Here is a 23,425-nt window from a genome sequence, read left to right on the forward strand (position 1 = left end):
CACCACGTAGTTCACTCCCCCACCTTTTATATCCCATCCCGGGACACTCAAATACTATGCATTTATCCGAATTAAAGGCGTTACACGTCTCAGCACTGCTAGAAATGGCAATCAGCCTGGACATCGACAACGCCGCGCGCTTGCGCAAACAAGAACTGATGTTCGCGATTCTGAAGAAACGCGCGAAATCAGGAGAACAAATTTTTGGCGATGGCGCCCTCGAAGTATTGCCTGACGGCTTTGGCTTCCTGCGCTCGCCCGATGCCAGCTACATGGCGTCCACCGACGACATCTATATTTCGCCTTCTCAAATTCGCCGCTTCAATCTGCACACCGGCGATTCGATCGAGGGCGAAGTTCGCACACCAAAAGATGGCGAACGCTACTTTGCACTGGTCAAGGTCGACAAGGTCAACGGCGAACCACCTGAAGCATCGAAACACCGCATTCTGTTTGAAAATCTGACGCCTCTGCATCCGAACAAGCCCTTGCTGCTTGAACGTGAAATGCGCGGCGAAGAAAACATCACCGGCCGTATCATCGATTTGATCGCACCTATCGGCAAAGGCCAACGTGGCCTGCTGGTCGCGTCGCCAAAATCCGGCAAGTCCGTCATTCTGCAACACATCGCACATGCGATCACCACCAATCATCCGGATGTCGTGATGATCGTGTTGCTGATCGACGAACGTCCTGAAGAAGTGACCGAGATGCAGCGTTCGGTACGTGGTGAAGTCGTCGCATCGACCTTCGATGAACCAGCTACACGTCACGTCCAAGTCGCTGAAATGGTGTTGGAAAAAGCCAAGCGTCTGGTCGAAATGAAAAAAGACGTCGTGATTCTGCTCGACTCGATCACGCGTCTGGCACGCGCCTACAACACCGTGATCCCGGCTTCCGGCAAAGTGTTGACCGGTGGTGTCGATGCCAACGCATTGCAACGTCCTAAACGCTTCTTCGGCGCAGCACGTAATATCGAAGAAGGCGGTTCACTGACCATCATCGCAACCGCACTGATCGAAACCGGCAGCCGTATGGATGACGTGATCTTTGAAGAATTCAAAGGTACCGGCAATATGGAAGTTCATCTCGAACGTCGTCTGGCCGAGAAACGCGTCTACCCTGCGATCAACCTGAACAAATCCGGCACACGTCGTGAAGAGTTGCTGATCAAGCCGGATCAACTTCAGAAGATCTGGGTCTTGCGCAAACTCTTGTACGGTATGGATGAGATCGAAGCGATGGAATTCATCCTCGACAAGATGAAGGCGACCAAAAACAACGCCGAATTCTTCGACATGATGCGTCGCGGTAACTCTTAATTTGCGTCCTTCTGTTTGAAGATTTTCAGCCGACCAGGCTGAAAGCAAAAAGCCCGTTTTCCTTGCATGCTCTGCAAATGAAAACGGGCTTTTTTTATTGCCATGTTCTTTTCAAGCCTGCATCGTTCAACCTGGCAGTTTCAAATCCAGTCGAACCGCTACCAAACGTATCGTCGATGTGACGATAATGCTGGCGATCAAAGCGACCGCTGACGATACCTCCAGCAATTCCAGCAACAGATAAACCCAGCAGCCGACGAAGGAGCAAGTTGCATAAAGCTGGCCGCGCCGGAATACCATGGGGATTTCATTACACAACACATCGCGCAACACACCACCGAAAATACCAGTCGTCACACCCATCATCGCGCAAATGAAAATCGGCATCTGCGCATCCAGTGCCAGCGATGCACCAACCGCACTGAACAATCCCAGACCGAGTGCATCAGCAACCACAATTGTCTTTTCGGCCACAGCCGACCGCAGATGCGAGAAAAACGGCCACGCCGCCAGCGCCAGAACAAATACCAGAATCGCATATTCCTGATGCTCGACCCAAAACAGGGGACGTCTATCCAGCAGCATGTCGCGCAAGGTGCCACCACCGAATGCGGTAATAAATGCCACGATGAACACACCAACCAGATCCATTTCCTTGCGCCGTGCTTCGATAAAGCCGGAACAGGCAAAGGCGATAATGCCGCAAACTTCCACCGCCTGCAGCAAGGTACTCATGCCATCCTGCAAACCAATTGCCACAGTGACTCCTTATGATGCCTCGATTGCAACAGTGGCAACGATATCAGCAAACTTGCCGCAAACCCATGATTTTATTGAATTTTCAATGTATAATCCTCGGCTCGTTCCAACCTCGGAAAGTGATAGGCAATCGGGTCAAGAAGCAGTGCGACCGACGAAGTGCCCATTGGCTACCAAACTATTTAAGGCAAATCATGAAAGCTGGCATTCACCCGGATTACCGCGAAGTCGTATTCCACGACGTTTCAATCGATTTCAAATTCATCACCCGTTCGACCGTTCAAACGCGTGAAAAAATTGAATTTGAAGGCGCAGAATACCCACTGGTAAAGATCGAGGTTTCTTCGGAATCCCACCCGTTCTACACCGGTAAACACAAAATCGTCGATACCGCAGGTCGCGTGGACAAGTTCCGCAAGAAGTTCGGTACCGTTGGTTCAAAAACATCCGTGGCCGAATAATTTCGTCTCCGCGTTTCAAAAAGGCAGCTGCGGCTGCCTTTTTTGTTTCCATCCCCACTAGTACAGATTTTTTCCGGCACAATAGCGCCGAACCGAATAAAAACAACTCTCCTTCATGAAGCCAGTCCGCCTTCCCGCCTCCGCAACGCACGCTCTCCCGCGCTGGGCGTTGTTCGCACTCTGCCTGTTATATATCCTGCCCGGCCTGATCGGTCGCGATCCGTGGAAACCGGATGATGCTGCAGGGTTCGGCATCATGTGGACTATGGCCAACGGCTCATTGGTCGATTGGTTGTCACCGCACATCGTCGGCTTGGCTATGCCGGATGAAGGACCGCTGGCATTCTGGCTGGGTGCCATCTGCATCAAATTATTCGGCTGGCTGCTCGGCGATCCACTCGCTGCCCGCATCGCTCCTATCTGCTTTTTCCTGCTCGGCTCGATGTCGGTCTGGTACACCACCTACCTGCTCGGCCGCAGGCCGGAAGCACAACCGCTGAAGTTGGCTTTCGGCGGCCAACCTGAACCACGCGACTTTGGACGCACACTGGCTGACGGCGCGCTGCTGATTTATCTAGGTTGCCTGGGCTTGCTGGTACACAGCCACGGCACCACGTCCGAAGCTTTGCAGGTTTCGCTGGTCGCATTCTCTCTCTACACCGCCACACGACTGTTTGAATCGCACTCCACCAGAAGTGCCATCGCGTTCGGCCTGGTACTGGGCTTGTTAGTACTGTCGCGCGGCTGGATCGTACCGCTTGCAATCTGGCTGGGCGTCGTTGCACTGGCTACTGCGCACGAACGTGCCGTATTACTGCGCTTGGTGCTGATCGTATTACCGCTGGCAGCATTGCCGGCAGGCTTGTGGGTATTCGTGAACCATCAGCTTCAACCGTTCGGCACTACGCCGACCGAAGCATGGATGGCATGGAATTATCGTCAGATCGGTGTGCCGACCTTGTCGACACTGCAGTATTTTTTCAAAAACGCGATCTGGTTTGCATGGCCCGCATGGCCGTTTGCAATCTGGGCCGTCTACGCATGGCGTCGTCAACATGAAGCGCTACACATTACCTTGCCGCTCACGTTTTTCGGCACACTGGTTCTGCTCGCATTCCTGAATCCGCGTGGTGAAGAAGCGATTTTGCTGCCACTGCTGCCTATGCTGGCCATTCTCGCTGCATTCGGCTTGCCAACGATGAAGCGTGGTGCCATCAATGCAGTCGACTGGTTCTCGGTCATGATGCTGAGCACCTGCGCGACCTTCATATGGCTAGGCTGGATCGCCAAGCAAACTGGCTGGCCGGCACAGATTGCAAAAAACGCATTCAAGATCGCACCTGGCTTCAAACCCGAATTCAGCCTGATCACTTTTTTGATTGCCGCCGCCGCATCGGCCGGATGGATCTGGATTGTGTACTGGCGCATCTCGCGCCGCCCATCTGTATTGTGGCGCGCAGTAGTTTTGTCATCCGGCGGCATCATCCTGTGCTGGTTGTTACTGATGACACTGTGGCTGCCATGGGGTAATTACATCAAGAGCTATGCAAGTGTTGCAAAACAAGTTGACGTCGTACTGCCGACAGTCAAACGTTGTGTCGCAACCAATTTAGGCCCATCGCAACGCGCGTCGTTTGCTTACTTCGGACAAATCCAGTTTTCGCAATTTGGCGACAAGAACTGCGATTACCTGTTATTGCAAGATAACCATCGCGGCAACGACAGCACACCTAACCTGACGCGCTACAACCAGCAATGGAAACTGATCTGGCAAGGCCGACGCCCTGCTGACAGGGAAGAACGCTTCCGCCTTTATCGACGCGTCTATTCAACGCAAACAGAGCAGGAATGACCTACTGCCATTAGTGATGGCAAGTCATGGCTGAAGTAGAAATAAGGCGGATGGTCTGACAATAATGCAGGCCCATTTCATCAACCAAGCAAGATGGGCCTTGCTCAAATCAGCAAAATCACGCATAATGCTCAGCTTGCGTTGCCGAGATGGCGGAACAGGTAGACGCACGGGACTCAAAATCCCGCGCCGCAAGGCGTGCCGGTTCGATTCCGGCTCTCGGCACCAGTCAGACATGCAGTAAGCTTCAAAACAGAAACCCGTATTTAGCCTAGCGCTGATACGGGTTTTTTGTTGTTTCAGACAAATTGAAACGTCTGAATTTCTTACCTTAAAACAGCGCTGTCGCTACTTCACGCTTTTTCTTGTATGAGAAACTGAGCCAACTCATTAATCGGCATAGCCTTGGCGAAGAGCCAGCCTTGTGCGTACTGAACGCCTCTTTCGCGCAAGAACTCTGCCTGCATTTCAGTTTCAACGCCTTCTGCAATCATTTTAATATCCAGCGATTTTGCCATTTCTATGATGTGCAATACGACGGTGCTGGTCGCTGCATCGGTGCCTATCGTGTCGACAAATGATTTATCGATCTTCAGATAATCAACCTCAAACGTCGTCAGATAAGAGAGGCTGGAGTAGCCCGTACCGAAATCATCGATAGCAACACAGATACCCATATCGCGGAAGTCGCGCGCCACATCATGTGCAAGTTCGGTATTGATAAAACCACGTTCAGTTGCCTCCACCATCAAATTCTTGGGCTTGATCCATGTGCGCTCCATCAGTTCTCGCAGACTGGAAACGATATTCACAGACTGCAGATCGGCCGCGGAAAGATTGATTGCCAGGTGAAAATCGGGATGGTCCTGTATCAGCGCAGGCATATCACGTTCTATCAATTGAAGGACACGGGCCGTAATACGCAAGATTAAATTACTTTCTTCGGCAATCGGAATGAAGAGGTCGGGCGCGACCAGTTTTCCGTTAGAACGCCGCCAGCGCATCAATGCTTCCGCACCTACGCAGCGGCCAGTCTGAAGATCGATTACCGGTTGATATTCAAGGAAAAATTCTTTTCGTTTGAGCGCCGTCCGCAAGATGGAAGGCCAGGAAGTCTGTTGCTTCGCCAAAAAATAAAATGCGATCGCCAATAAAATTCCCGCCACTATTCCGACAGGTACAAGAACCATGGATAATTTTTTTGACCTGATGTCTACATATTTGACGGGTACTGCAGCCACTGAGGTCCAGTCAAATTCCTTGGAACGTCGTATGGCGACGACGTAGTCACCGTCGAAAAAACTGGCGAACCCTTCTTTGGGAAGAGGTCGCAACCATTCTTTTTTAAACACTCCGCGCGTTAATAACAATCGTCCGGTACTCGTATTCACCGAGGCTAAAGATACATCACGCTGATCTTCGAAAACATCAAGAGGAAGTTCGCGGTGGATAATAGCGGCATAGCCATATTTCTCGATCATGATGAAGCGCATTCCCGGCGCAATCGAGAGCATTACCTGCATGCGGACTGAAGCACCTGTAGTGCTTATATAGTCAACGGGGCCTAGTTCTATTCCGCTCCCGTGATGTCCAAGCGAAGAACACATCCAACGCCCGTTCGCAACATGACCAACTGCCTGCAGATAACTTGCGCTGATGTCGATCTCTCGCATCAGCTGGATATTTTTTTCTGAACAAGGATCTGCCGGCTTGTCTTTTCTTAGCTCGACAAACGCCGCCTTGATTTGTGAATTGGTTTTATCAGTCCGACGTTGTAATTCATCAGCGAGTGACAAGGCACTGGCCGTTTCGATATCCAGACTTTGTTGATGTGAAATGTAAAGCGACGCCGCAATAGGTGCAGCAATGGCAAGTGTGCCGACAAACACAACCAAACCGATGGATACAATACGATTCACGTATACCCTCAAGAAGCACTCATTTAATGACGGCGAGAGAATCCATACTTACGTAGATTTCAATACCGGAACTAAGCTTCGAGAATAATATATGCATTTTAGCAACGTGAACATATGTGAATTCCACGTCGCTTATTTCATTGTTACGCACACCTTTACTTGACATTATCTGTGGTTGTGCGACCACCATCTGATTTGATGAATTGATCGACTTCATCAAGCACAGGTGCCAGATGCTGGAAGGGCCAGACCAGACTCGCGATCAAGGTTGCATGAGATGGCTTGGAAAAATAGAGTTCTTTTACCGAGACACCGGCAGCTTTTAACTTTGTCGCCATGCCGCCTGTATTGCGTTGCGGGTTGACGAGTTTGTCTTCACTGGCAGCAATCAGCAAGGCCGGTGGTGAACCGGCAAGCGCATATTTAATGGGCTGCGACTCTGGCGGGGAATAAGGAAAATGAAATACCGGTTTGACGTCGGGATTCTCGATAGGCAAAAAGTCATACGGGCCGGCCAATCCTATCCAGCCTCGCACGATGGTCGGTGACAAACCCGATTGCGCAAGCCAGCGTTTATCCAATGCGACCATAGCTGCGTTGTACGCACCCGAGCTGTGCCCCATCACAAAGATATGCTGCGCATCGCCACCGTAGCGGACAATCTGCTTATTGGTCCATGCGACTGCAGCAGCACTGTCCTCAATAAAACTCGGATAACGCACTTGCGGATACAGGCGATAGTCAGCGACAACGGTGACGATACCGCGCGATGCCAAAGCTGAACCGACGAATGCGTAATCAGCACGCTCACCCTTGTTCCATGAGCCACCATAAAAGAATACGACCACGGGTGCCGGGCTGCTGGCGGAGACAGGCGTGTAGACATCCAAACGTTGACGTGGATCGTCGCCGTAAGCGATATCAGCTGACTTTTTATAACTGCTCGCCGGTGTCACTGCATTCAATATGGTAAGCGGTGAGCAGGCACTGAGTCCCAGCACGATTGCAATGCCAGTCGAAACAATGACCCCCCTTTTCAATCGAGTCGACAGCGGCATGCAGAGTTCTCCAGTATGGTTGAACGGGCAGTCGGCACTTTCAATTGGCCGACCGACCGTTTAACAAGCTATTGCTAGATTTTTACCCATGCGCCTTTGTACAGTATCGGCCCGGTCGCTTTGTTCGGATCACCCGAACCGCCTTTTGGCTCCAGCGTAACGGCCAGGATAGGCGCCGCGTCTGGCGAGGTTGCATCACCCAGCACCACGGTATGGCTACCCTGCTCGTCAATCAAGCCGACCGAACGCACTTTGCCGTCTTTGGTAATCGCCCACAGCTCAAGACTCTTGTCTGCGGCGAGTGCCTGCGGTTGCACCACCTTGATGGTCATGCGGTTCTTGCTGGCGTCGCCGGTAGCCACAGCGATCAGTTGTGCGTTGTCATCGTTCAGCATCGCGACAAAGGAAGTGACCGGCACATCTGTCGTTGGGCGCATCATCAGCACCGACAGGAAGATCAACGCAGCGGTGGTCGATACCATGCCGAGGCCACGCCAGAAGCTGATGTCATCGCGCAGGTTCAGCCAGTAAGCCAACTTCCGTTTCGCAGGACTTTGCAGATCAAGTCGTTTGGAGATCGAAGCCCAAACAGAAGGCGATGGCTGCACGGCTGTTGAAAACTCCAGCATAGGCAGCAGATGATCTTGCCATTCGGCGACCGCGCGACGTAATGCTGCATCGGCCTTCATCCATGTTTCCAGACGGCGGCGCGCGCCACCAATCAAGGTACCGAGCACATACTCGGATGCCAGTTTGTCGCGCAGGGATTCGTTATGTTGGATATTCATGCTTGCTCCGCCGGGTTCAGGCAAATTTTCAGACGGGCAAGACCACGTCGCACCCAGGTTTTGATCGTGCCTATCGGCAGCTTCATTTGCTCGGCTACCTCGCTGTGCGACAGGTCATGGAAAAATGCCAGCGCAATCGCTTGTCTGTGCAAACTTTCCAGCCGCGCAAAGCAGCGTGCCAATGCCTTTGATTGATCCGATAACTGCAAGGCTTCTATCGGAGTGGGATCGCTACTTTCCAGCGCCGCCATCACGGCAGGGTCAAAACTGTCGTCATCGATCTCTACGATTTGATCGGTTTTACGCAAGGCATCGAAGGCCTTGTTACGCACGATGGTGCTCATCCACGTCATCGGAGCCGCCAAACTGGCTTGATACGTCCCCGCGTTATTCCAGATGCTGACAAAACTCTCTTGCAATACTTCTTCAGCCAGTTCGCGCTTGTGCAGTATGCGCAGCGCAAAACCGAAGAGCTTGGGTGAACTTGCGTCATACAGTGCGCGAAACGCTTCGGCATCTTTGCGCGCGACTTTAACGAGCCATGTTTTAAGTTGTTCCGGTTCAAGCATTGATAGGTCCCGATCAAAATATTGACGAAGTGGCATACGGCGTATGGTACGTGATTCACGCTGCATGGCCGGAAATAATCGTCGTCTAGTCTCTTGATCAGGTACTGCATAAATTACAGATCCTTTGATATTGCAGGTGGAATCAAATGCGCAGCATGGGAAGCGTGAATCCTGACGCGCCAAGGAATGTGCGCATGCTTCATTCTTGCCGGCTTGCATGACGATATACGGTGCTCGCTTGACTATGGATTCAAAAAATTCAAAAACTTCTGCCCCCTGCTCATTCCCGTCCAAAAAATTATTTTCAATTATTTGAAAATAATTGCATCCAATTGCCGCTCTGCTGCGTAGTACACATATACGGCGGCAATAACAGATCCAGTTCTTGTCCGTTTTGCCGCCACTCCTTTAGTTGGATGACTGCTTGTTGGCTATAGCCGCTCTCGTTAGCGCAGCCCTTGCAGCGCAAAGATGGAGCAATTAAAAATGGAAATGAAAATCGCTGTCGCAGGGTCAGGAATCGCTGGCTTGTCGTGCGCCTACCGGCTGGCAGAAGCCGGTTACGACGTGACCTTGTTTGAAGCCAACAATTATTTTGGCGGCCACACACACACCGTCGATGTCACGCTGGATGGCTATACGCATGGTGTCGATACCGGTTTTCTGGTTTTTAACAGAAAGACCTATCCGAACCTGATCGCGCTTTTTTCTGAACTGAAGGTGGAAACGGCCGCGACCGATATGTCCTTCTCGGTCAAGCTGCCGCTCGCCAATCGCACACTGGAATGGGCAGGTGGCAATCTGGATGCAGTATTTGCACAACGCCGCAATCTGGTCAGTCCACGCTTTCATCAAATGCTGCGTGACATTCTGCGCTTTAACCAGAACGCGACGAGGCTGGCGGTGAATGCTGATGCCAAATCCAGTCTGGAGCTGCAGGCAGAGGTAGATCAAGATATGACGCTAGGCAGATATCTGACCCAACACAACTACAGCAAGGAATTCCGCGATTGGTATTTGCTGCCGATGGCGGGCTGCATCTGGTCCTGCCCTACCGAGCAGATGCTTGCGTTCCCATTGACTTCCTTCCTGCACTTTTGCCACAACCACGGACTGCTGCAAATCAACGACAGACCGCAATGGCAAACCGTTAGAGGTGGCGCACGACGTTATGTCGACAAGATGCTGGCCACGATTCCGCACAAACATTTGAATACGACTATCGAATCGGTGACACGCGCAAGCACCAACAACGTCATCAAAATTACCGTGCAGACACGTCACGACGAACAAATCTGTGAACACGTTTTCGATCACATCGTACTTGCCAGCCATAGCGATCAGTCTTTGCGCATATTGCAAGATGCCAGCGCTGCTGAAAAATCACTTCTGTCTGCGATCACCTATCAAGCAAACAAGGCTGTGCTGCACACTGACACAAGGTGTCTGCCGAAGGAAAAGAAAACCTGGTCGGCGTGGAATTATCAAAGTGTGCAAGATGGCCGTGAGCCCCGGGTCTGCGTGCACTACCTGATAAACCAGTTGCAACCGCTGCCGTTCAAACAGTCAGTCATCGTTTCGCTGAATCCCATCGATGCACCTCACCCGGACAGCGTGCTCGGCAGCTACGACTATGCGCACCCGATATTCGATGCCAAGGCGATCGCCGCACAACGCAAGCTGTCATCTATTCAAGGCAAGCAAAATACCTGGTTCGCAGGAGCATGGACCGGCTATGGCTTTCATGAGGACGGGTTGAAGTCGGGCATCGCCGTGGCACAAGCCATCATGGCACTACCGGCTAAATCTGCCGACGCCACGCCACGAAAACTAGCTGTCGCTTACTGCTAGCAAGCTGACGAGACAGAATCATGAGCGCCATCAACCGACCACAACTATGTTTTGGTAGCGTCAGCCACCGTCGTTTGCGGCCTGTCGCGCATGCATTTAACTACGGCGTGTATTTCATGCGATTGCCCTTGCGTTCGATGGCCAATACCCATTTCGACATGAACCGTCTGTCTCGCTTGTTCTCGCATAACCGTTTCAATCTTTTGTCGTTCCACGATAAAGATCACGGTGACGATATGCAAACACCACTGGAATGGATAGACGGCTTGCTGGAGCGCGAAGGTATCAAGGATGCCGATGGCGAGATCTGGCTGCAGGCATTCCCGCGTGTCTTGGGTTATGTCTTCAATCCGGTGTCCTTCTGGTTCTGTCATCGCAGTGATGGTCAGCTGCGTGCCGTGTTATGCGAAGTGCGGAATACCTTTGGCGAGCGCCATCGTTATCTGCTCGATACCGGTGAGGCGATGCCGTATGGCATAGAGCTGACAGCACGCAAGATATTTCATGTCTCGCCTTTTTGCGAAATCAAAGGTGACTATCGTTTTCGCTTCATGCGCACAACACAAACATACGTGGACGATAGAGACGGCTTAGCTGAACACACTGTCGCGCGCATCAACTACGACGACGATGCGGGGCCGTTATTGTTGACCAGTCTGTCCGGCATATCACGCCCCTTGAGCAATGGCGTCGTTGCCCAAGCATTCTTTCGTTATCCATTGATGACCTTCGGCGTCGTTGTAAAAATCCATTGGCAGGCATTACGACTGTGGATCAAGCACGTGCCATTCTTCAGAAAACCGCAGCCACCTTCCCATGAGATGAGCCGATGACTACCAACTCACTAGAACAGCAATCGTTTGTTTACGATGCAACAACAGACATGCAAATCAGTTTGCACGTCGATTCGCTATCCACTTCCGACCTGCCGTCGCAAGTCAAATTCATTTTGCAACTTCTGGAACGAATGGAACACGGCGCCTTGCGTATGGAATTTCCGGATGGACACCTTGCACATTTCGGCAATGGAAATTCGCCAGTAACGCTAACTTTGGAAAACTGGGAAATCTGCAATGCCTCCTTAAAGTCTGGTGATATCGGTTTTGCCGAAACCTTTATCGATGGCAATTGGAGCACCGATAATCTGCCCGGCCTGATAGAAATTTTCATACGTAATCGCCGGCAAATCGAAGCTGTCATTTACGGCACCTGGTGGGGTCGTCTGCTGTATCGCGTACGACATCTGTTCAATCGCAACTCGCGCAATGGCAGCCGCAAGAACATACATGCGCATTACGATATTGGTAACGCCTTCTATCAGTTGTGGCTGGATCCATCGATGACCTACTCCAGCGCCATATTTGCAAATGCGGACGCGGACAATTTGCAGCAGGCGCAAGATGCAAAATATCAACGCATACTGGAACAATTGAACTTGTCGCAAGAAGCACGTGTGCTGGAAATCGGCTGCGGCTGGGGTGGTTTCGCAGAATTGGCAACAACCTCAGGCGCGCATGTCACTGGTCTGACGCTATCGACAGAACAACTTGAATTTGCAAATCAGCGCTTGGCTAAAGCCGGCTTGAACGATAGAGCCGAATTGTTATTGCAGGATTATCGTGATGCTGATGGTCAGTTCGATGCGATCGCATCCATCGAAATGTTTGAAGCAGTCGGTGAAGCATATTGGCCCAGCTACTTCGCCTGCATCGCGCGCAACCTCAAACCGCAAGGCCGTGCCTGCATTCAAACCATCGTGATTGATGATGCACTATTCGAGCGTTATCGCAAAGGTACGGATTTTATTCAGCAATACATTTTTCCGGGTGGCATGCTGCCCTCGCCTTCGGCATTCAAACGCCAAGCTGAACAACATGGGCTGCGCGTAGTGGATGAATTCAAGTTCGGCATCGATTATGCACGCACGCTTGAGCATTGGCGCGCTGCGTTCAAGGCCCGTTTGTCGCAAGTGCGTGAACAAGGTTTTGATGATCGCTTCTTGCGTACCTGGGAATTCTATCTGGCGTATTGCGAAGCAGGATTTCGCGCGGGCAGTATTGATGTCATGCAGTTCACCTTAGAGAAGAACTAAATCACACGAAGAGGAAGGTCATGCCCTATCTAAGATTAATACTGACCGCAATCGCGGCAACCATGCTCGTATCCTGCGCACCAATAGAACCATCACATTACGCTGCCGAAAAACCCGTGCTCGATATCAAGCAATACTTCAACGGTACGCTGGATGCATGGGGCATGTTTCAGGATAGATCAGGCAAAGTGGTGAAGCGCTTCACCGTCGTCATGCGCTGCAAATGGGATGGCGATGTCGGCACACTGGATGAAGACTTTACCTATTCAGATGGCACCAAGCAAAAACGTGTCTGGACCATCAAACAGGTCGCACCCGGCAGCTACATCGGTACTGCATCGGATGTCGTCGGCGAAGCTATCGGTACAGCATCAGGCAATGCCTTGAACTGGAAATATGTGCTGGCCTTACCTGTGGATGGCAAGGTTTACAACATGCACATGGATGACTGGATGATACTGATGGATGATCGCGTGATGTTGAACCGTACCGCGATGAGCAAGTTTGGTGTCAATCTCGGAGAAGTCACATTGTCGTTCACCAAACGCCCTTAACCATTAATCCAGTCACTGATAACCTCTCATTCACATAGAGCAAACAATGAATCCTCGCATTACAGATTGGCACAATAAACGCGTCTGGATTATTGGTGCGTCAACGGGCATAGGTGCAGAAACCGCAAGATTGCTGTTGGCCAAAGGCGCGCGCGTTGCGCTCTCTGCGCGACGCGCCGAGATTTTGACAGAGGTCGCGAATGGCAATCCGAATGCATTGGTAGCAGCGCTGGATGTCACCGATCACGCAGCCGTATTGGCCGCGCGCGACGTCATCTTGCAGCAATGGAATGGCTTCGATCTGGTATTGATGGTGGCAGGCAGTTATCAGGAAATGCGCGCAGACAGTTTTGATCTTGCGGCCGCAAATCAGATGATCGATCTCAACTTGCGCGGCGTCTTGCATAGTCTCGATGCCGTACTACCCACTTTGCTTGCACAAGGCAAAGGCGGAATCGGCATCGTTTCCTCTGTCGTCGGATTCAGCGGTTTGCCAAAAGCACTGATTTACGGCCCGACCAAAGCCGCATTAATCAATCTGTGCGAATCACTTTATTTTGATCTTCATCCGCGTGGCATCGGTGTGCATATGATTACTCCAGGCTTTGTCGACACACCGTTGACGCAACAGAATGACTTCCCCATGCCGGCCTTGATGTCAGGCCCGGATGCGGCGCAAGCATTGGTGCACGGACTGGAACGCGGACAATTTCATATACATTTTCCACGCCGTTTTTCAAATTTCCTGCGCCTGATGCGATTACTGCCCTACCGCATGTACTTCTGGTTGGTCCACAAAGGGACCGGGCTATGAGCAATTCTACAAACCAAACACCAGATCACCAGGCGGCACTCGAACGCGTCGTACAGTTTTTTGAAACGCTGACCGTGCAATCTGCGCAAACACAACTACCACTCATCTACGCAGCAGATGCCAGCTTTAAAGATCCATTCAATGAAGTACGTGGCTTGACTGCCATCACACCATTATTCACGCACATGTTCGTGCAGGTAGAGAATCCACGCTTCCTCATCACCACACACGTCTTGCAAGGCAATCAGGCTTTTATCACCTGGGATTTCTTATTCCATATGAAACGCTACGCGCGCGCAGAGCAATGCATATGCGGCGCAACACAACTGCGCTTCAACGATGCAGGCCTGGTCGAGATGCATAGGGATTTTTGGGATGCAGCAGAAGAACTCTACGAAAAATTGCCAGTATTAGGTAGTTTGATGCGCATCCTGAAAAGGATCGCGCGCAAATAAATTAGCGTTCTGCACTACCCTACATTTTCATTGCAATTCTCGCAATGAAAGCCACATCCATACCAACTACATTCCCGAATTTGCAACGCGCAATCCAGTCTTGTGTTGCGGGAGCCCTGTCGCACAATATATAATGAGAATAATTCGTATTTATATTTACTATTTGCGACTATTCCAAAATACGACATCCCCGCTTAGCAGCACACAAGGAAATTCCATGTCTTCCCGCACCTCATCCCCAATTTTTAAACAAACATTACTCGCATGCGCACTACAAGCTGCGCTGCCTATGCTGACCGGAACCGCTTTTGCACAAACTGCAGATCCAAGCAAAACCACTGAGCTGGCAGAAATTGTAGTGACTTCAAGTGCGGACGCTTCGGCGGAAGGTTTGTCGAAACCGTATGCCGGTGGTCAGGTTGCTCGCGGTGGACGCGCTGGCATTTTGGGTACGCAAGACAATATGGATACGCCATTTTCCATTACCAGTTACACAAATGAATTCATTCAAAATCAGCAGGCCCGTAGTGTTGCAGACGTTTTGCAAAATGATCCTACAGTGAGAGTGGCACGTGGATTCGGTAACTTCCAGGAGTCTTATTTTATTCGTGGATTTATCGTGAACTCGGATGACATTGCGTACAACGGTTTATACGGCCTTTTGCCGAGACAATATATTTCGTCTGAATTGTTTGAGCGTGTTGAAGTTCTGAAGGGTGCGAGTGGCTTCCTTACCGGCGCTACTCCAAGTGGTGGAGGCGTAGGCGGCAACATTAATTTATTGCCTAAACGCGCACCAAATGAGCTACTTAACAGAGCAAGCATAGGCACTGCTAGCGGATCGCAATTTTATGCTTCTGGTGATATCGCTCGACGCTTCGGTCCTAATCAAGAAACTGGCATTCGCATTAATGCAGCGCACAGAAGTGGCGGCACTGCGGTGGATCGTGAGCATGTTGAACTGAACGTCGCTTCTGTTGGACTGGATTGGCATAGCAGAGATGTCCGCCTGTCTGCCGATATTGGTCATCAAGAGCATTCGCTCAATGAATCACGGCCTAATGTCACACCAGCTGCGGTTTTAACGAGTATCCCTGTCGCACCCGATAACAAAACCAATTTTGCACAACCTTGGACATATTCTGACGAACGAGAGACATTTGGCTCGTTCCGAGGTGAATACGACATCAATGCAAAAACTACTGCATGGTTTGCTGCTGGAGCAAAAGAAAGTTACGAAGCAAACTCTCTTGCCGGAGTTAATTTAAGCAATGCAACGACTGGAGCAAGCACCGCTTCTCGATTCGACAATACTCGGAAAGATAGTGTAAAAACCGCAGAACTGGGTTTGCGCTCAAAAGTCTTGACTGGTTCCGTTGGCCACGAACTGGTAGCTGCATTCTCATACTTTGATTTTGAAAAGAAAAATGCATACGCCACCGGCCCTGCCTCAGCCACCAATATATACAACCCTGTTAGCTTTGCGCGACCAGCATTGACCGGATTTGGCAATGATTTGGCAAACCCCGCACTCAATGGGACTACAACACTAAAGAGTCTGGCCATTGGCGACACAATGTCTTTTTATGATGACAAAGTTCGTTTGATCTTGGGCGTACGCCATCAAAATCTGAAATCAACTTCCATTAGCTACCGCATTACGAACAGCCTTGGCGTTGTTACCGCGCCAGGCGGCGTAACAAGTGGGTATGAAAAAAGTCGCAATAGCCCAGTATTAGGTTTGGTTATCAAACCGACAGAAAACATATCTGTCTACGCAAACTACATTGAGAGCCTCGCGCAAGGTGATACCGCCCCGACAACTTCAGGGGGCGTAACCATTTCTAATCCAGGCACACAGTTCGCTCCTTACGTATCAAAACAAAAGGAAATCGGACTGAAATATGATGCCGGCCGATTCGGTGCAAATATTGCGGCATTCTCAACAGAGAAACCTCGCTCTGCCGTTATCGGAACTGTATTTACAGCAGAGGGAAAAGATCGTCATGAAGGTCTGGAGCTGTCGGTCTATGGTGAGGCAACCAAAGGTTTGCGCTTGCTCGGCGGTGTTACCTTCCTTGACGCAAAGCAGATTGCTACGGGCAATGCTAACGTCGATGGAAAACGAGTTATTGGCGTACCAAGTAGCCAAGCGAGCCTCGGCGCTGAATGGGATGTTCCAGGTCTCACTGGACTCACTTTAGATGTGCGTACGACCGCGACCAATGATGTCTATGCGAATGCAGCAAATACTCAAAAGGTTCCAGGTTGGACAAGACTCGATTTGGGCGCAAGATATCTGACAGAGATTCAAGGACGTTTAGTCACACTTCGCGCTCGCGTCGACAATGTGGCCGATCGTAACTACTGGTCATCCGTCGGTGGTTACCCGGGTAGTGGCTATATGGTTCTCAGCAATCCACGCACCTTCAGCCTAACTGCCTCCATCGACTTCTAATGAACACAGCAAGCCTGCGCCGCTGGGCATGGATCCATAAATGGTCCAGCCTGGTGTGCACCATATTCATGCTGCTACTCTGTTTAACAGGGCTGCCGCTGATCTTCCATCACGAGATCGGGCATCTGCTCGGGACCGAGGTCGAAGCGCCGGAGATGGCGGCTGATACTCCACGAGTCAGCTTGGATAAGGTTATGGAAGTGGCCATAGCGCGGCATCCTGATTTAGGAGGCATGTTCGTCTCCCAGGAAGCGGATGATGATCGGCTATGGTTTGTTACGCTCTCGCCTACACCCACTTCTGAATCCGGCTTTAAACAGGTTGCAGTCGATGCGCGCACTGGCGAAGTGTTGGCTGAACCCAAGCTGGATCAGGGCTTCATGTACATCATGTTTTCCTTGCACGTCGATCTGTTTGCAGGATTGGCAGGAAAATTATTCCTTGGCTTCATGGGTATTCTTCTCGTCATCGCGATTGTTTCCGGCGTCGTACTGTATGGCCCGTTCATGAAAAAACTGAAGTTCGGTACTGTGCGTGATCAGCGTTCATCACGCTTGAAATGGCTGGATCTGCACAATCTGCTGGGCATCGTCACGCTGTCGTGGGCACTTGTCGTCGGCGTAACTGGTGTCATCAATACCTGGGCCGACCTGCTGGTTAAATACTGGCAATACGATCAAATGTCTGAAATGGTTGCCCCTTACAAAGGTCAAGCGCCATTGACCGCATTAGGCTCACTGCAAAAAGCCGTCGATGCCGCAATCGCGCTAGAGCCCGACATGAAGATGGGTTTCATCGCCTTCCCGGGTACCGCATTCACCAGCCCGCATCACTACGGCATTTTCATGCGAGGCACTGAGCCATTGACATCGCGCCTGTTCAAACCGGTATTGGTCGATGCAAAGACCGGCGAAGTAACTGACAGCCGCGTACTACCGTGGTATCTCACCGCCCTGCTCGTTTCACAACCGCTGCATTTCGGTGATTACGGCGGCATGCCGATGAAGATCATTTGGACGCTGCTCGATTTAATGACCATCGTCGTGCTCGGCAGCGGACTCTATTTGTGGATCGTGCGACGCAAGACCAATGAAGCACGAATGGAGAAACTGATTCAGGCGCATCAAGCCTGATTAACTGTTGATAGTCATGTTGCTCACTCATACCCGATCACAAGAACTGGAAGCTATCTACAGCGATCATCACGGCTGGCTCGTCAATTTGCTGCGTCGAAAATTGGGAAATATCGACAACGCCAACGATCTGGCGCAGGATACTTTCGCTCGCATCTTGACTGGACGCGACAAGGATGTCATTCGCGAACCGCGCGCCTATCTCACCACGATTGCATCGCGTCTGACCGCACAATATTTTCGGCGACTCGCATTGGAGCGCGCCTATCTGGATGCATTGGCAGGCATGCCGGAAGAAACTGCGCCGTCGCCGGAAACACGCATACTGATAGTCGAGGCACTCACGGCAGTCAGCCGTGTACTCGATGCCTTGTCGCCACGTGTGCGTGATATTTTTTTGCTGTCGCAACTCGATGGATTAACTTACGCAGAAATCGCTTCTCAATTCGACATGTCGGTGAATGCAGTACAAAAATCGATGATTCGCGCATTTCAACATTGCTATGCGGCCGTCTACGCGCCGTAATTAATATCCATTCCATGCAACAGCACACTCTATTCGCACCTTTATCCGACGCTAGCGAGCACATTGATCAGGCCATCGTCAAACAGGCGATAGTCTGGCTGGTTACTTTGCAGTCGGGCGCAGTGCATGAAGCAGATCGACGCGCATGTGCAGCATGGCGCAAGGAGGATGCAAGACATGAGCAGGCCTGGCAACGGCTTAACAATATCGGACAGGATTTGCGCAGTGGTGGCAATCACGTAGCACCACCACTACTGCGTTCCGTATTGCGCAGCGCCGATGGCAATACGCGTCGCATGGTCTTGAGATCATTGTTAGGCCTTGGCGTCATCGGTGGCAGCGCAGTCGTCATACGCCAACAACCGGTATGGCAAACCGTAACAGCAGATCATCACACCGCCACCGGCGAACAACGCCACATTGTGCTGGCAGACGGCACACGCATCATGCTCAATACGGCAACTGCGATTGACGTGCGCTTCAATGACAGCCTGCGCCAGATTGTGTTGCATCGTGGCGAGATCATGGTCACGACAGCAAAAGACGCAGCCGGCAGACCGTTTGAAGTTGCGACCAGCAATGGCTGCATCCAGCCTATCGGTACGCGCTTTACGGTCAGACACAATCTTGTCGGCAGTCCATCCACAACCGCCGTCGCAGTAATGGAAGGTGCAGTCAACGTTGCGGCAAGCAGCGGCGATGCAGTGCGTGTCAACGCCGGCGAGCAAACCCGCTTTACTGCAATGTCTGTTCTGACGCCATTTGTTTTGGATGACAGCATCGCAGCATGGACCGACGGCGTGCTGGTGGTCGAGCGGATGCGACTGGCCGATTTTCTCAACGAAATTGACCGCTACCGCAAAGGAGTTTTACGTTGTGATCCGGCAGTTGCTGACTTGTTGGTAAGCGGCTCTTTTCCGCTGCATGACACCGACGCCGTGTTGGGATTATTGAGCGAAATATTGCCCTTGCAAGTCCGTCACCTAACGCGCTACTGGACCACAATCGAAGCCGGCAAGAAGACTGGAAGCACTGCGTAAATAAATGACGCAACCAGCAAGAAAAAATATTTTCAAATACGAAGGCAGGTTTCCCGAGTTCGTGCATCAACAGGAATAGAGGCGCTGCAAACAAAGGCAACGCCGCATTTCCAGCCCGATATGAAAAGGAACCAAGATGCCCGACCAGTTCAAGCGCGATGCAGGCATGCATCGTCACCCACCGATGATCATCACGCCAATCGCCCATGCCGCACGCCTCGCGCTGTGCAGCGCGCTGCTGGTCGGTATCGCAGTTTTCGTACCTGCGATCGCTCAAAGCACTCCGGATGCAGCTGCTCGGACAGAGGCTGCCCGTCAATACAACATTCCTGCAGGTTCACTGGATCAGGTGCTCGGTCGCTTTGGACGCGAAGCCGGTGCTCTCGTTGCGATCGATCCTGAACTGACGGCTGGCCTGCAAAGCGATGGGCTGCATGGCAGTTATTCAGTACGTACAGGACTGGATACAATTCTGGGCTCTCATCGTTTGGAAGCAATCTCCGGCACTAACGGCGGCTACCGTCTGCGCCGCATCGCTGCCGGCGTCAGCACGCTGCCTGCAGTAACCGTTTCTGCAGCATCTGCAACGGATTTGCAAGCAGCCTATGCTGGCGGACAAGTGGCACGTGGCGGCAGCTTGGGTTTGCTGGGCTCGCAGAACGCGATGGATGTGCCATTCAGCACAAGCAATTACACGTCTGAACTTCTGGAAAATCAGCAGGTCCGCACGCTGGCCGACGTTGTGGTGAATGACGCTTCAGTACGCATGAGTACCGGCGGCACCGGCTTTGATGAAACCTTCCAGATCCGTGGCTTTGCCGTCAGCGCCACCGACGTTGGTCTCAATGGACTATACGGCTTGATCTCGCAGAATCGCGTGCCGGCCCAACTGGTCGAACGCGTCGAGATCCTCAAGGGACCAGGCGCGTTAATCAACGGTATTGCACCAAGCGGCAGTGTCGGCGGTGGCATTAATATCGTCAGCAAACGTGCCGGCGATGATCCACTCACACGCGTGAGCGCTACGTATACCGGCAGCTCTAATTTTGGCTTGGGGCTCGATATGAGTCGCCGCTTCGGTGAAGACAAAGCATGGGGCGTGCGTTTCAACGGCTTGGTGCGCGATGGCGAGGCCACCATCGATGGTGGCAATCAGCAAACCGGCCTGGCCGCGCTAGGTATCGATTATCGCGGCAGCCACCTGCGCTGGTCGCTTGACGCCATAGCCCAACATGACGACACAGATAACTTCCGTCCACAAATCAGTCTGGACACAGGTCTCACCGCCATTCCCGCACCACCGGATGCCCGTTTGAACTTCTATCCCGGCACAACACTGGTACAAAAAGACTCGACCATTGCAACGCGTCTCGAATACGACATCACCGACTCGCTGACTGCTTACGCCGGTATCGGTTATCGCGATGGCACGAACGACCAGGTGTTTCCAAGGTCGACCACTCCCGTCAACACCGCCGGCAACTTCACTGCAAGCAACAATTACTACGACTCGTACACCAAGACGACAAGCGGCAACGCCGGTTTGCGCTGGCGCTTCGACACGGTGGGTATCGGGCATACGCTTACTGCTGCCGTGACGGGAATGCAGCAAGAGGCAGGCAGCGCCTACATTACCGGAAACACAAGGGCATCCAATATCTACAATCCAGCACCACTTCCTGCCATCACTGCAGCACGTACCTCACCCATCAAGACATCTGACACCACGCTCAGCAGCTTCGCGATCGCAGATACGCTGTCCTTCATGAATGACCGCCTGTTGATCACACTCGGCGCACGCAACCAGACCGTGGAAGTACAAAGCTTCGCCGCAACGGGCGCAAAAACAAGCAACTATGACGAGAGCGCGGTCTCGCCGATCGCAGGCATCGTATTCAAACCTATGGCGAATGTCTCGGTCTACGGTAACTACACCGAAGGACTAACCCGCGGCGCCTTCGTCTCTACGACGTCGGGTTATGCGAATCCGGGTGAAGCACTGGCTCCGTTCAAATCGGAACAGTACGAAGCTGGTGTAAAGGTGGACTGGGGCAGCATTACGACTACAGCAGCGATTTACCAAATTGCGCGCCCGAACGCTCAAGTCGACACTGCGACCAACATCTACGGCTACTTCGGCGAACAACGCAATCGTGGTCTTGAATTGTCGGCCTATGGCGAACTGCAACGCGGCCTGCGCGGCATGGCCAGCGTCGCATTCGTCGATCCTAAGCTGACTAAAACACCGAATGGTGTCAATCAGGGCAAGGACGCTGCTGGCGTCCCCGACACTACCGCGAGCGCTGGTCTCGATTGGGATACGCCTTGGCTTGCAGGCTTGTCCTTGAACGGCCGTGTAATCTACACCTCGGGTTCTTACCTGACAGCCAGCAACACTCAGAAATTCGACGGCTGGACGCGTTATGACCTCGGTGCCCGTTACCGTACAGCTGTGGCCGGCAAGGAAGTCGTCTTCCGCGCCAATATCGAGAATTTGTTCGACAAGAACTACTGGCTCACGACCGGCACTTACGTCACTGTTGGCTCACCGCGCACCGCAGTACTATCCGCGTCGATCGACTTCTAACGTTCTCCGCAATCGTCTGCAATCAAAGTTCTGAGTCCTTGCCTATTTTTCCGCAAGGACTCAGGTATGACAATCAACAAGGCAGTCCCTCCTGGCAGAGCGACCGCCTTGTTGTGATATGGATTATTGAAGGCCGCTACAATACACAATCGCTTCATTTGGAAACTGGCAATGACTAACAGCTCAACCCCACGCAGCAACTTCTGGTTTGTCTGGCGCGCGCCGATCATATTGGCAATATTGACGGTATTCGGTTTGCTCGCGGCGTTGTTGAAAACCGGCGCGTGGCATTGGGCGGCCTGGCTTGCGCTGGCGGTGCCGATTGTTGCAGGCCTGTGGTTCAGTTTCAAACGCTCTAAAAAATAGCTCGCATTCCATCTTTTGATGAAACGCATTTTCACACTTGCTCGAACCACATTCAATTTCTGCGCCTAGAAAGTAGGCCGGCGCTATCTATGTTTTAACAATTAGCAGCGCACCTCCTTCAAACTCATCCTCGCAGTACCGCTTTCTTCCTGTAGCACCCCTCCTCCGTTGTAAAAATCGCTGCAATTGTGAATCATTGTTAAATTTTTGCAATTTTAAAAAGTTGCAGTCTGAAATCCTTCATCGATTTTCGGAAGCCTCGCTATACTCGCATTTAGTTTCACTGAAGCAATATTATTCCCCTATTCAGATTGGAAAACATGTCTTCTTCCACGCAACCATCCGTCTCGACTTTTACATCCCTTGAATTTTTGGCCTTTACGCTCGGCAAGGAAGAATATGGAATCGACATCCAAAAAGTGCAAGAACTGCGTGGATACGATGCGGTTACGCGTATCGCCAATACTCCAGAGTTTATAAAGGGTGTCGTCAATCTGCGCGGCATCATCGTGCCGATCATCGATATGCGTATCAAGTTCAATCTGGGCACACCGGTCTACGACCAGTTTACTGTCGTGATTATTCTGAACATTGGGGGACGCGTCATGGGAATGGTGGTCGATAGTGTCTCTGACGTCATCACGCTCACACATGAACAACTGAAACCGGCACCGCAAATGGGCGCCATCGTCGAGGCCGATTATCTGCTCGGGCTTGGCACGATAGAAGAACGTATGTTGATACTGCTGGATATCGACAAATTGATGAGCTCGACAGACATGGGCTTGATCGAAAAAATTGCTGCCTAAATATTTCCATTA

At 51.7% G+C, this 23,425-nt stretch carries 21 protein-coding genes and 1 tRNA gene; 17 read left to right on the forward strand and 5 right to left on the reverse strand.

Annotated features, from left to right (window positions below):
* The first annotated feature begins 56 nt into the window (after positions 1-56).
* Positions 57-1,322 (forward strand): transcription termination factor Rho, encoded by a 1,266-nt coding sequence (gene rho, locus Hfont_RS14220; protein WP_112993077.1) that lies wholly within the window; start codon positions 57-59, stop codon positions 1,320-1,322.
* Positions 1,323-1,448: 126 nt separating this feature from the next.
* Here rho and Hfont_RS14225 read toward each other — a convergent pair whose 3' ends face one another.
* Entirely contained in the window at positions 1,449-2,057 is a 609-nt protein-coding gene (locus tag Hfont_RS14225; protein WP_112993176.1) for a trimeric intracellular cation channel family protein, read from the reverse strand.
* 218 nt (positions 2,058-2,275) lie between these two features.
* Here Hfont_RS14225 and Hfont_RS14230 point away from each other — a divergent pair, with 218 nt between their 5' ends.
* The 3 genes from Hfont_RS14230 (at position 2,276) to Hfont_RS14240 (ending at position 4,622) form a co-directional block, all read left to right on the forward strand.
* Entirely contained in the window at positions 2,276-2,542 is a 267-nt protein-coding gene (locus Hfont_RS14230; protein ID WP_112993078.1) for a type B 50S ribosomal protein L31, read from the forward strand.
* Between the two features lie 115 nt (positions 2,543-2,657).
* Positions 2,658-4,394, forward strand: a complete 1,737-nt coding sequence (locus Hfont_RS14235) for an ArnT family glycosyltransferase (protein ID WP_112993079.1) — start codon at positions 2,658-2,660, stop codon at positions 4,392-4,394.
* 143 nt (positions 4,395-4,537) lie between these two features.
* A tRNA-Leu gene (locus Hfont_RS14240) sits at positions 4,538-4,622 on the forward strand.
* Positions 4,623-4,747: 125 nt separating this feature from the next.
* On the opposite strand, the gene Hfont_RS14245 is transcribed toward Hfont_RS14240, so the two are convergent.
* The 4 genes from Hfont_RS14245 to Hfont_RS14260 form a co-directional block, all read right to left on the reverse strand.
* Positions 4,748-6,313, reverse strand: coding sequence for an EAL domain-containing protein (locus tag Hfont_RS14245; protein ID WP_133467278.1), 1,566 nt, complete (start codon positions 6,311-6,313; stop codon positions 4,748-4,750).
* Between the two features lie 155 nt (positions 6,314-6,468).
* Complete coding sequence (locus tag Hfont_RS14250; RefSeq protein ID WP_112993081.1) at positions 6,469-7,371, reverse strand: alpha/beta hydrolase; 903 nt, start codon at positions 7,369-7,371, stop codon at positions 6,469-6,471.
* Positions 7,372-7,445: 74 nt separating this feature from the next.
* A complete protein-coding gene (locus Hfont_RS14255; RefSeq protein WP_112993082.1) occupies positions 7,446-8,159 on the reverse strand; it encodes an anti-sigma factor in 714 nt (237 codons plus the stop codon).
* A complete protein-coding gene (locus Hfont_RS14260) occupies positions 8,156-8,728 on the reverse strand; it encodes a sigma-70 family RNA polymerase sigma factor (RefSeq protein WP_241523137.1) in 573 nt (190 codons plus the stop codon). The genes Hfont_RS14255 and Hfont_RS14260 overlap by 4 nt, the downstream gene beginning before the upstream one ends.
* Positions 8,729-9,220: 492 nt before the next feature.
* Between Hfont_RS14260 and Hfont_RS14265 the strand changes: the two genes are divergently transcribed.
* From Hfont_RS14265 to Hfont_RS14325, 13 genes are all read left to right on the forward strand, one after another.
* Complete coding sequence (locus tag Hfont_RS14265; RefSeq protein WP_112993178.1) at positions 9,221-10,579, forward strand: NAD(P)/FAD-dependent oxidoreductase; 1,359 nt, start codon at positions 9,221-9,223, stop codon at positions 10,577-10,579.
* A gap of 20 nt (positions 10,580-10,599) precedes the next feature.
* On the forward strand, positions 10,600-11,412 hold the full coding sequence (locus Hfont_RS14270; RefSeq protein ID WP_112993083.1) for a DUF1365 domain-containing protein: 813 nt from the start codon (positions 10,600-10,602) through the stop codon (positions 11,410-11,412).
* Between the two features lie 50 nt (positions 11,413-11,462).
* Complete coding sequence (locus tag Hfont_RS14275; RefSeq protein ID WP_421801002.1) at positions 11,463-12,671, forward strand: class I SAM-dependent methyltransferase; 1,209 nt, start codon at positions 11,463-11,465, stop codon at positions 12,669-12,671.
* 62 nt (positions 12,672-12,733) lie between these two features.
* Complete coding sequence (locus Hfont_RS14280; RefSeq protein ID WP_241523139.1) at positions 12,734-13,225, forward strand: DUF3833 domain-containing protein; 492 nt, start codon at positions 12,734-12,736, stop codon at positions 13,223-13,225.
* A gap of 46 nt (positions 13,226-13,271) precedes the next feature.
* Positions 13,272-14,039 carry an SDR family NAD(P)-dependent oxidoreductase gene (locus tag Hfont_RS14285; RefSeq protein WP_181666464.1) on the forward strand — a complete coding sequence of 256 codons (768 nt, stop codon included), beginning with the start codon at positions 13,272-13,274 and terminating at the stop codon, positions 14,037-14,039.
* Positions 14,036-14,494 carry a nuclear transport factor 2 family protein gene (locus Hfont_RS14290; RefSeq protein ID WP_112993087.1) on the forward strand — a complete coding sequence of 153 codons (459 nt, stop codon included), beginning with the start codon at positions 14,036-14,038 and terminating at the stop codon, positions 14,492-14,494. Before Hfont_RS14285 ends, Hfont_RS14290 begins: the two co-directional genes overlap by 4 nt.
* 217 nt (positions 14,495-14,711) lie before the next feature.
* Positions 14,712-16,952, forward strand: coding sequence for a TonB-dependent receptor (locus Hfont_RS14295; protein WP_206604482.1), 2,241 nt, complete (start codon positions 14,712-14,714; stop codon positions 16,950-16,952).
* Entirely contained in the window at positions 16,952-18,085 is a 1,134-nt protein-coding gene (locus Hfont_RS14300; RefSeq protein WP_112993089.1) for a PepSY-associated TM helix domain-containing protein, read from the forward strand. Before Hfont_RS14295 ends, Hfont_RS14300 begins: the two co-directional genes overlap by 1 nt.
* Positions 18,086-18,101: 16 nt before the next feature.
* The gene (locus Hfont_RS14305) at positions 18,102-18,611 is read left to right on the forward strand and encodes a sigma-70 family RNA polymerase sigma factor (protein WP_112993090.1); all 510 of its coding nucleotides are present in this window, start codon (positions 18,102-18,104) and stop codon (positions 18,609-18,611) included.
* 14 nt (positions 18,612-18,625) lie between these two features.
* On the forward strand, positions 18,626-19,651 hold the full coding sequence (locus Hfont_RS14310; protein WP_112993091.1) for a FecR domain-containing protein: 1,026 nt from the start codon (positions 18,626-18,628) through the stop codon (positions 19,649-19,651).
* Positions 19,652-19,787: 136 nt separating this feature from the next.
* Positions 19,788-22,238: a TonB-dependent receptor gene (locus tag Hfont_RS14315; RefSeq protein ID WP_241523141.1), complete on the forward strand. Its 2,451-nt coding sequence runs from the start codon at positions 19,788-19,790 to the stop codon at positions 22,236-22,238.
* Between the two features lie 171 nt (positions 22,239-22,409).
* On the forward strand, positions 22,410-22,604 hold the full coding sequence (locus tag Hfont_RS15230; protein WP_112993092.1) for a hypothetical protein: 195 nt from the start codon (positions 22,410-22,412) through the stop codon (positions 22,602-22,604).
* A gap of 320 nt (positions 22,605-22,924) precedes the next feature.
* The gene (locus Hfont_RS14325; RefSeq protein WP_112993093.1) at positions 22,925-23,413 is read left to right on the forward strand and encodes a chemotaxis protein CheW; all 489 of its coding nucleotides are present in this window, start codon (positions 22,925-22,927) and stop codon (positions 23,411-23,413) included.
* Positions 23,414-23,425: the final 12 nt, after the last annotated feature.

This window comes from Herminiimonas fonticola (assembly GCF_003293745.1).
In the GTDB taxonomy this organism is placed as follows: domain Bacteria; phylum Pseudomonadota; class Gammaproteobacteria; order Burkholderiales; family Burkholderiaceae_D; genus Oxalicibacterium; species Oxalicibacterium fonticola.

What these genes read in the sequence shown, in the direction of transcription:
- rho (WP_112993077.1), top strand. Translation starts at nt 57, where the DNA reads ATGCATTTATCCGAATTAAAGGCGTTACACGTCTCAGCACTGCTAGAA.
- Hfont_RS14225 (WP_112993176.1), bottom strand. Translation starts at nt 2,057, where the DNA reads ATGAGTACCTTGCTGCAGGCGGTGGAAGTTTGCGGCATTATCGCCTTT.
- Hfont_RS14230 (WP_112993078.1), top strand. Translation starts at nt 2,276, where the DNA reads ATGAAAGCTGGCATTCACCCGGATTACCGCGAAGTCGTATTCCACGAC.
- Hfont_RS14235 (WP_112993079.1), top strand. Translation starts at nt 2,658, where the DNA reads ATGAAGCCAGTCCGCCTTCCCGCCTCCGCAACGCACGCTCTCCCGCGC.
- Hfont_RS14250 (WP_112993081.1), bottom strand. Translation starts at nt 7,371, where the DNA reads ATGCCGCTGTCGACTCGATTGAAAAGGGGGGTCATTGTTTCGACTGGC.
- Hfont_RS14255 (WP_112993082.1), bottom strand. Translation starts at nt 8,159, where the DNA reads ATGAATATCCAACATAACGAATCCCTGCGCGACAAACTGGCATCCGAG.
- Hfont_RS14260 (WP_241523137.1), bottom strand. Translation starts at nt 8,728, where the DNA reads ATGCTTGAACCGGAACAACTTAAAACATGGCTCGTTAAAGTCGCGCGC.
- Hfont_RS14265 (WP_112993178.1), top strand. Translation starts at nt 9,221, where the DNA reads ATGAAAATCGCTGTCGCAGGGTCAGGAATCGCTGGCTTGTCGTGCGCC.
- Hfont_RS14270 (WP_112993083.1), top strand. Translation starts at nt 10,600, where the DNA reads ATGAGCGCCATCAACCGACCACAACTATGTTTTGGTAGCGTCAGCCAC.
- Hfont_RS14275 (WP_421801002.1), top strand. Translation starts at nt 11,463, where the DNA reads ATGCAAATCAGTTTGCACGTCGATTCGCTATCCACTTCCGACCTGCCG.
- Hfont_RS14280 (WP_241523139.1), top strand. Translation starts at nt 12,734, where the DNA reads ATGCTCGTATCCTGCGCACCAATAGAACCATCACATTACGCTGCCGAA.
- Hfont_RS14285 (WP_181666464.1), top strand. Translation starts at nt 13,272, where the DNA reads ATGAATCCTCGCATTACAGATTGGCACAATAAACGCGTCTGGATTATT.
- Hfont_RS14290 (WP_112993087.1), top strand. Translation starts at nt 14,036, where the DNA reads ATGAGCAATTCTACAAACCAAACACCAGATCACCAGGCGGCACTCGAA.
- Hfont_RS14295 (WP_206604482.1), top strand. Translation starts at nt 14,712, where the DNA reads ATGTCTTCCCGCACCTCATCCCCAATTTTTAAACAAACATTACTCGCA.
- Hfont_RS14300 (WP_112993089.1), top strand. Translation starts at nt 16,952, where the DNA reads ATGAACACAGCAAGCCTGCGCCGCTGGGCATGGATCCATAAATGGTCC.
- Hfont_RS14305 (WP_112993090.1), top strand. Translation starts at nt 18,102, where the DNA reads ATGTTGCTCACTCATACCCGATCACAAGAACTGGAAGCTATCTACAGC.
- Hfont_RS14310 (WP_112993091.1), top strand. Translation starts at nt 18,626, where the DNA reads ATGCAACAGCACACTCTATTCGCACCTTTATCCGACGCTAGCGAGCAC.
- Hfont_RS14315 (WP_241523141.1), top strand. Translation starts at nt 19,788, where the DNA reads ATGCCCGACCAGTTCAAGCGCGATGCAGGCATGCATCGTCACCCACCG.
- Hfont_RS15230 (WP_112993092.1), top strand. Translation starts at nt 22,410, where the DNA reads ATGACTAACAGCTCAACCCCACGCAGCAACTTCTGGTTTGTCTGGCGC.
- Hfont_RS14325 (WP_112993093.1), top strand. Translation starts at nt 22,925, where the DNA reads ATGTCTTCTTCCACGCAACCATCCGTCTCGACTTTTACATCCCTTGAA.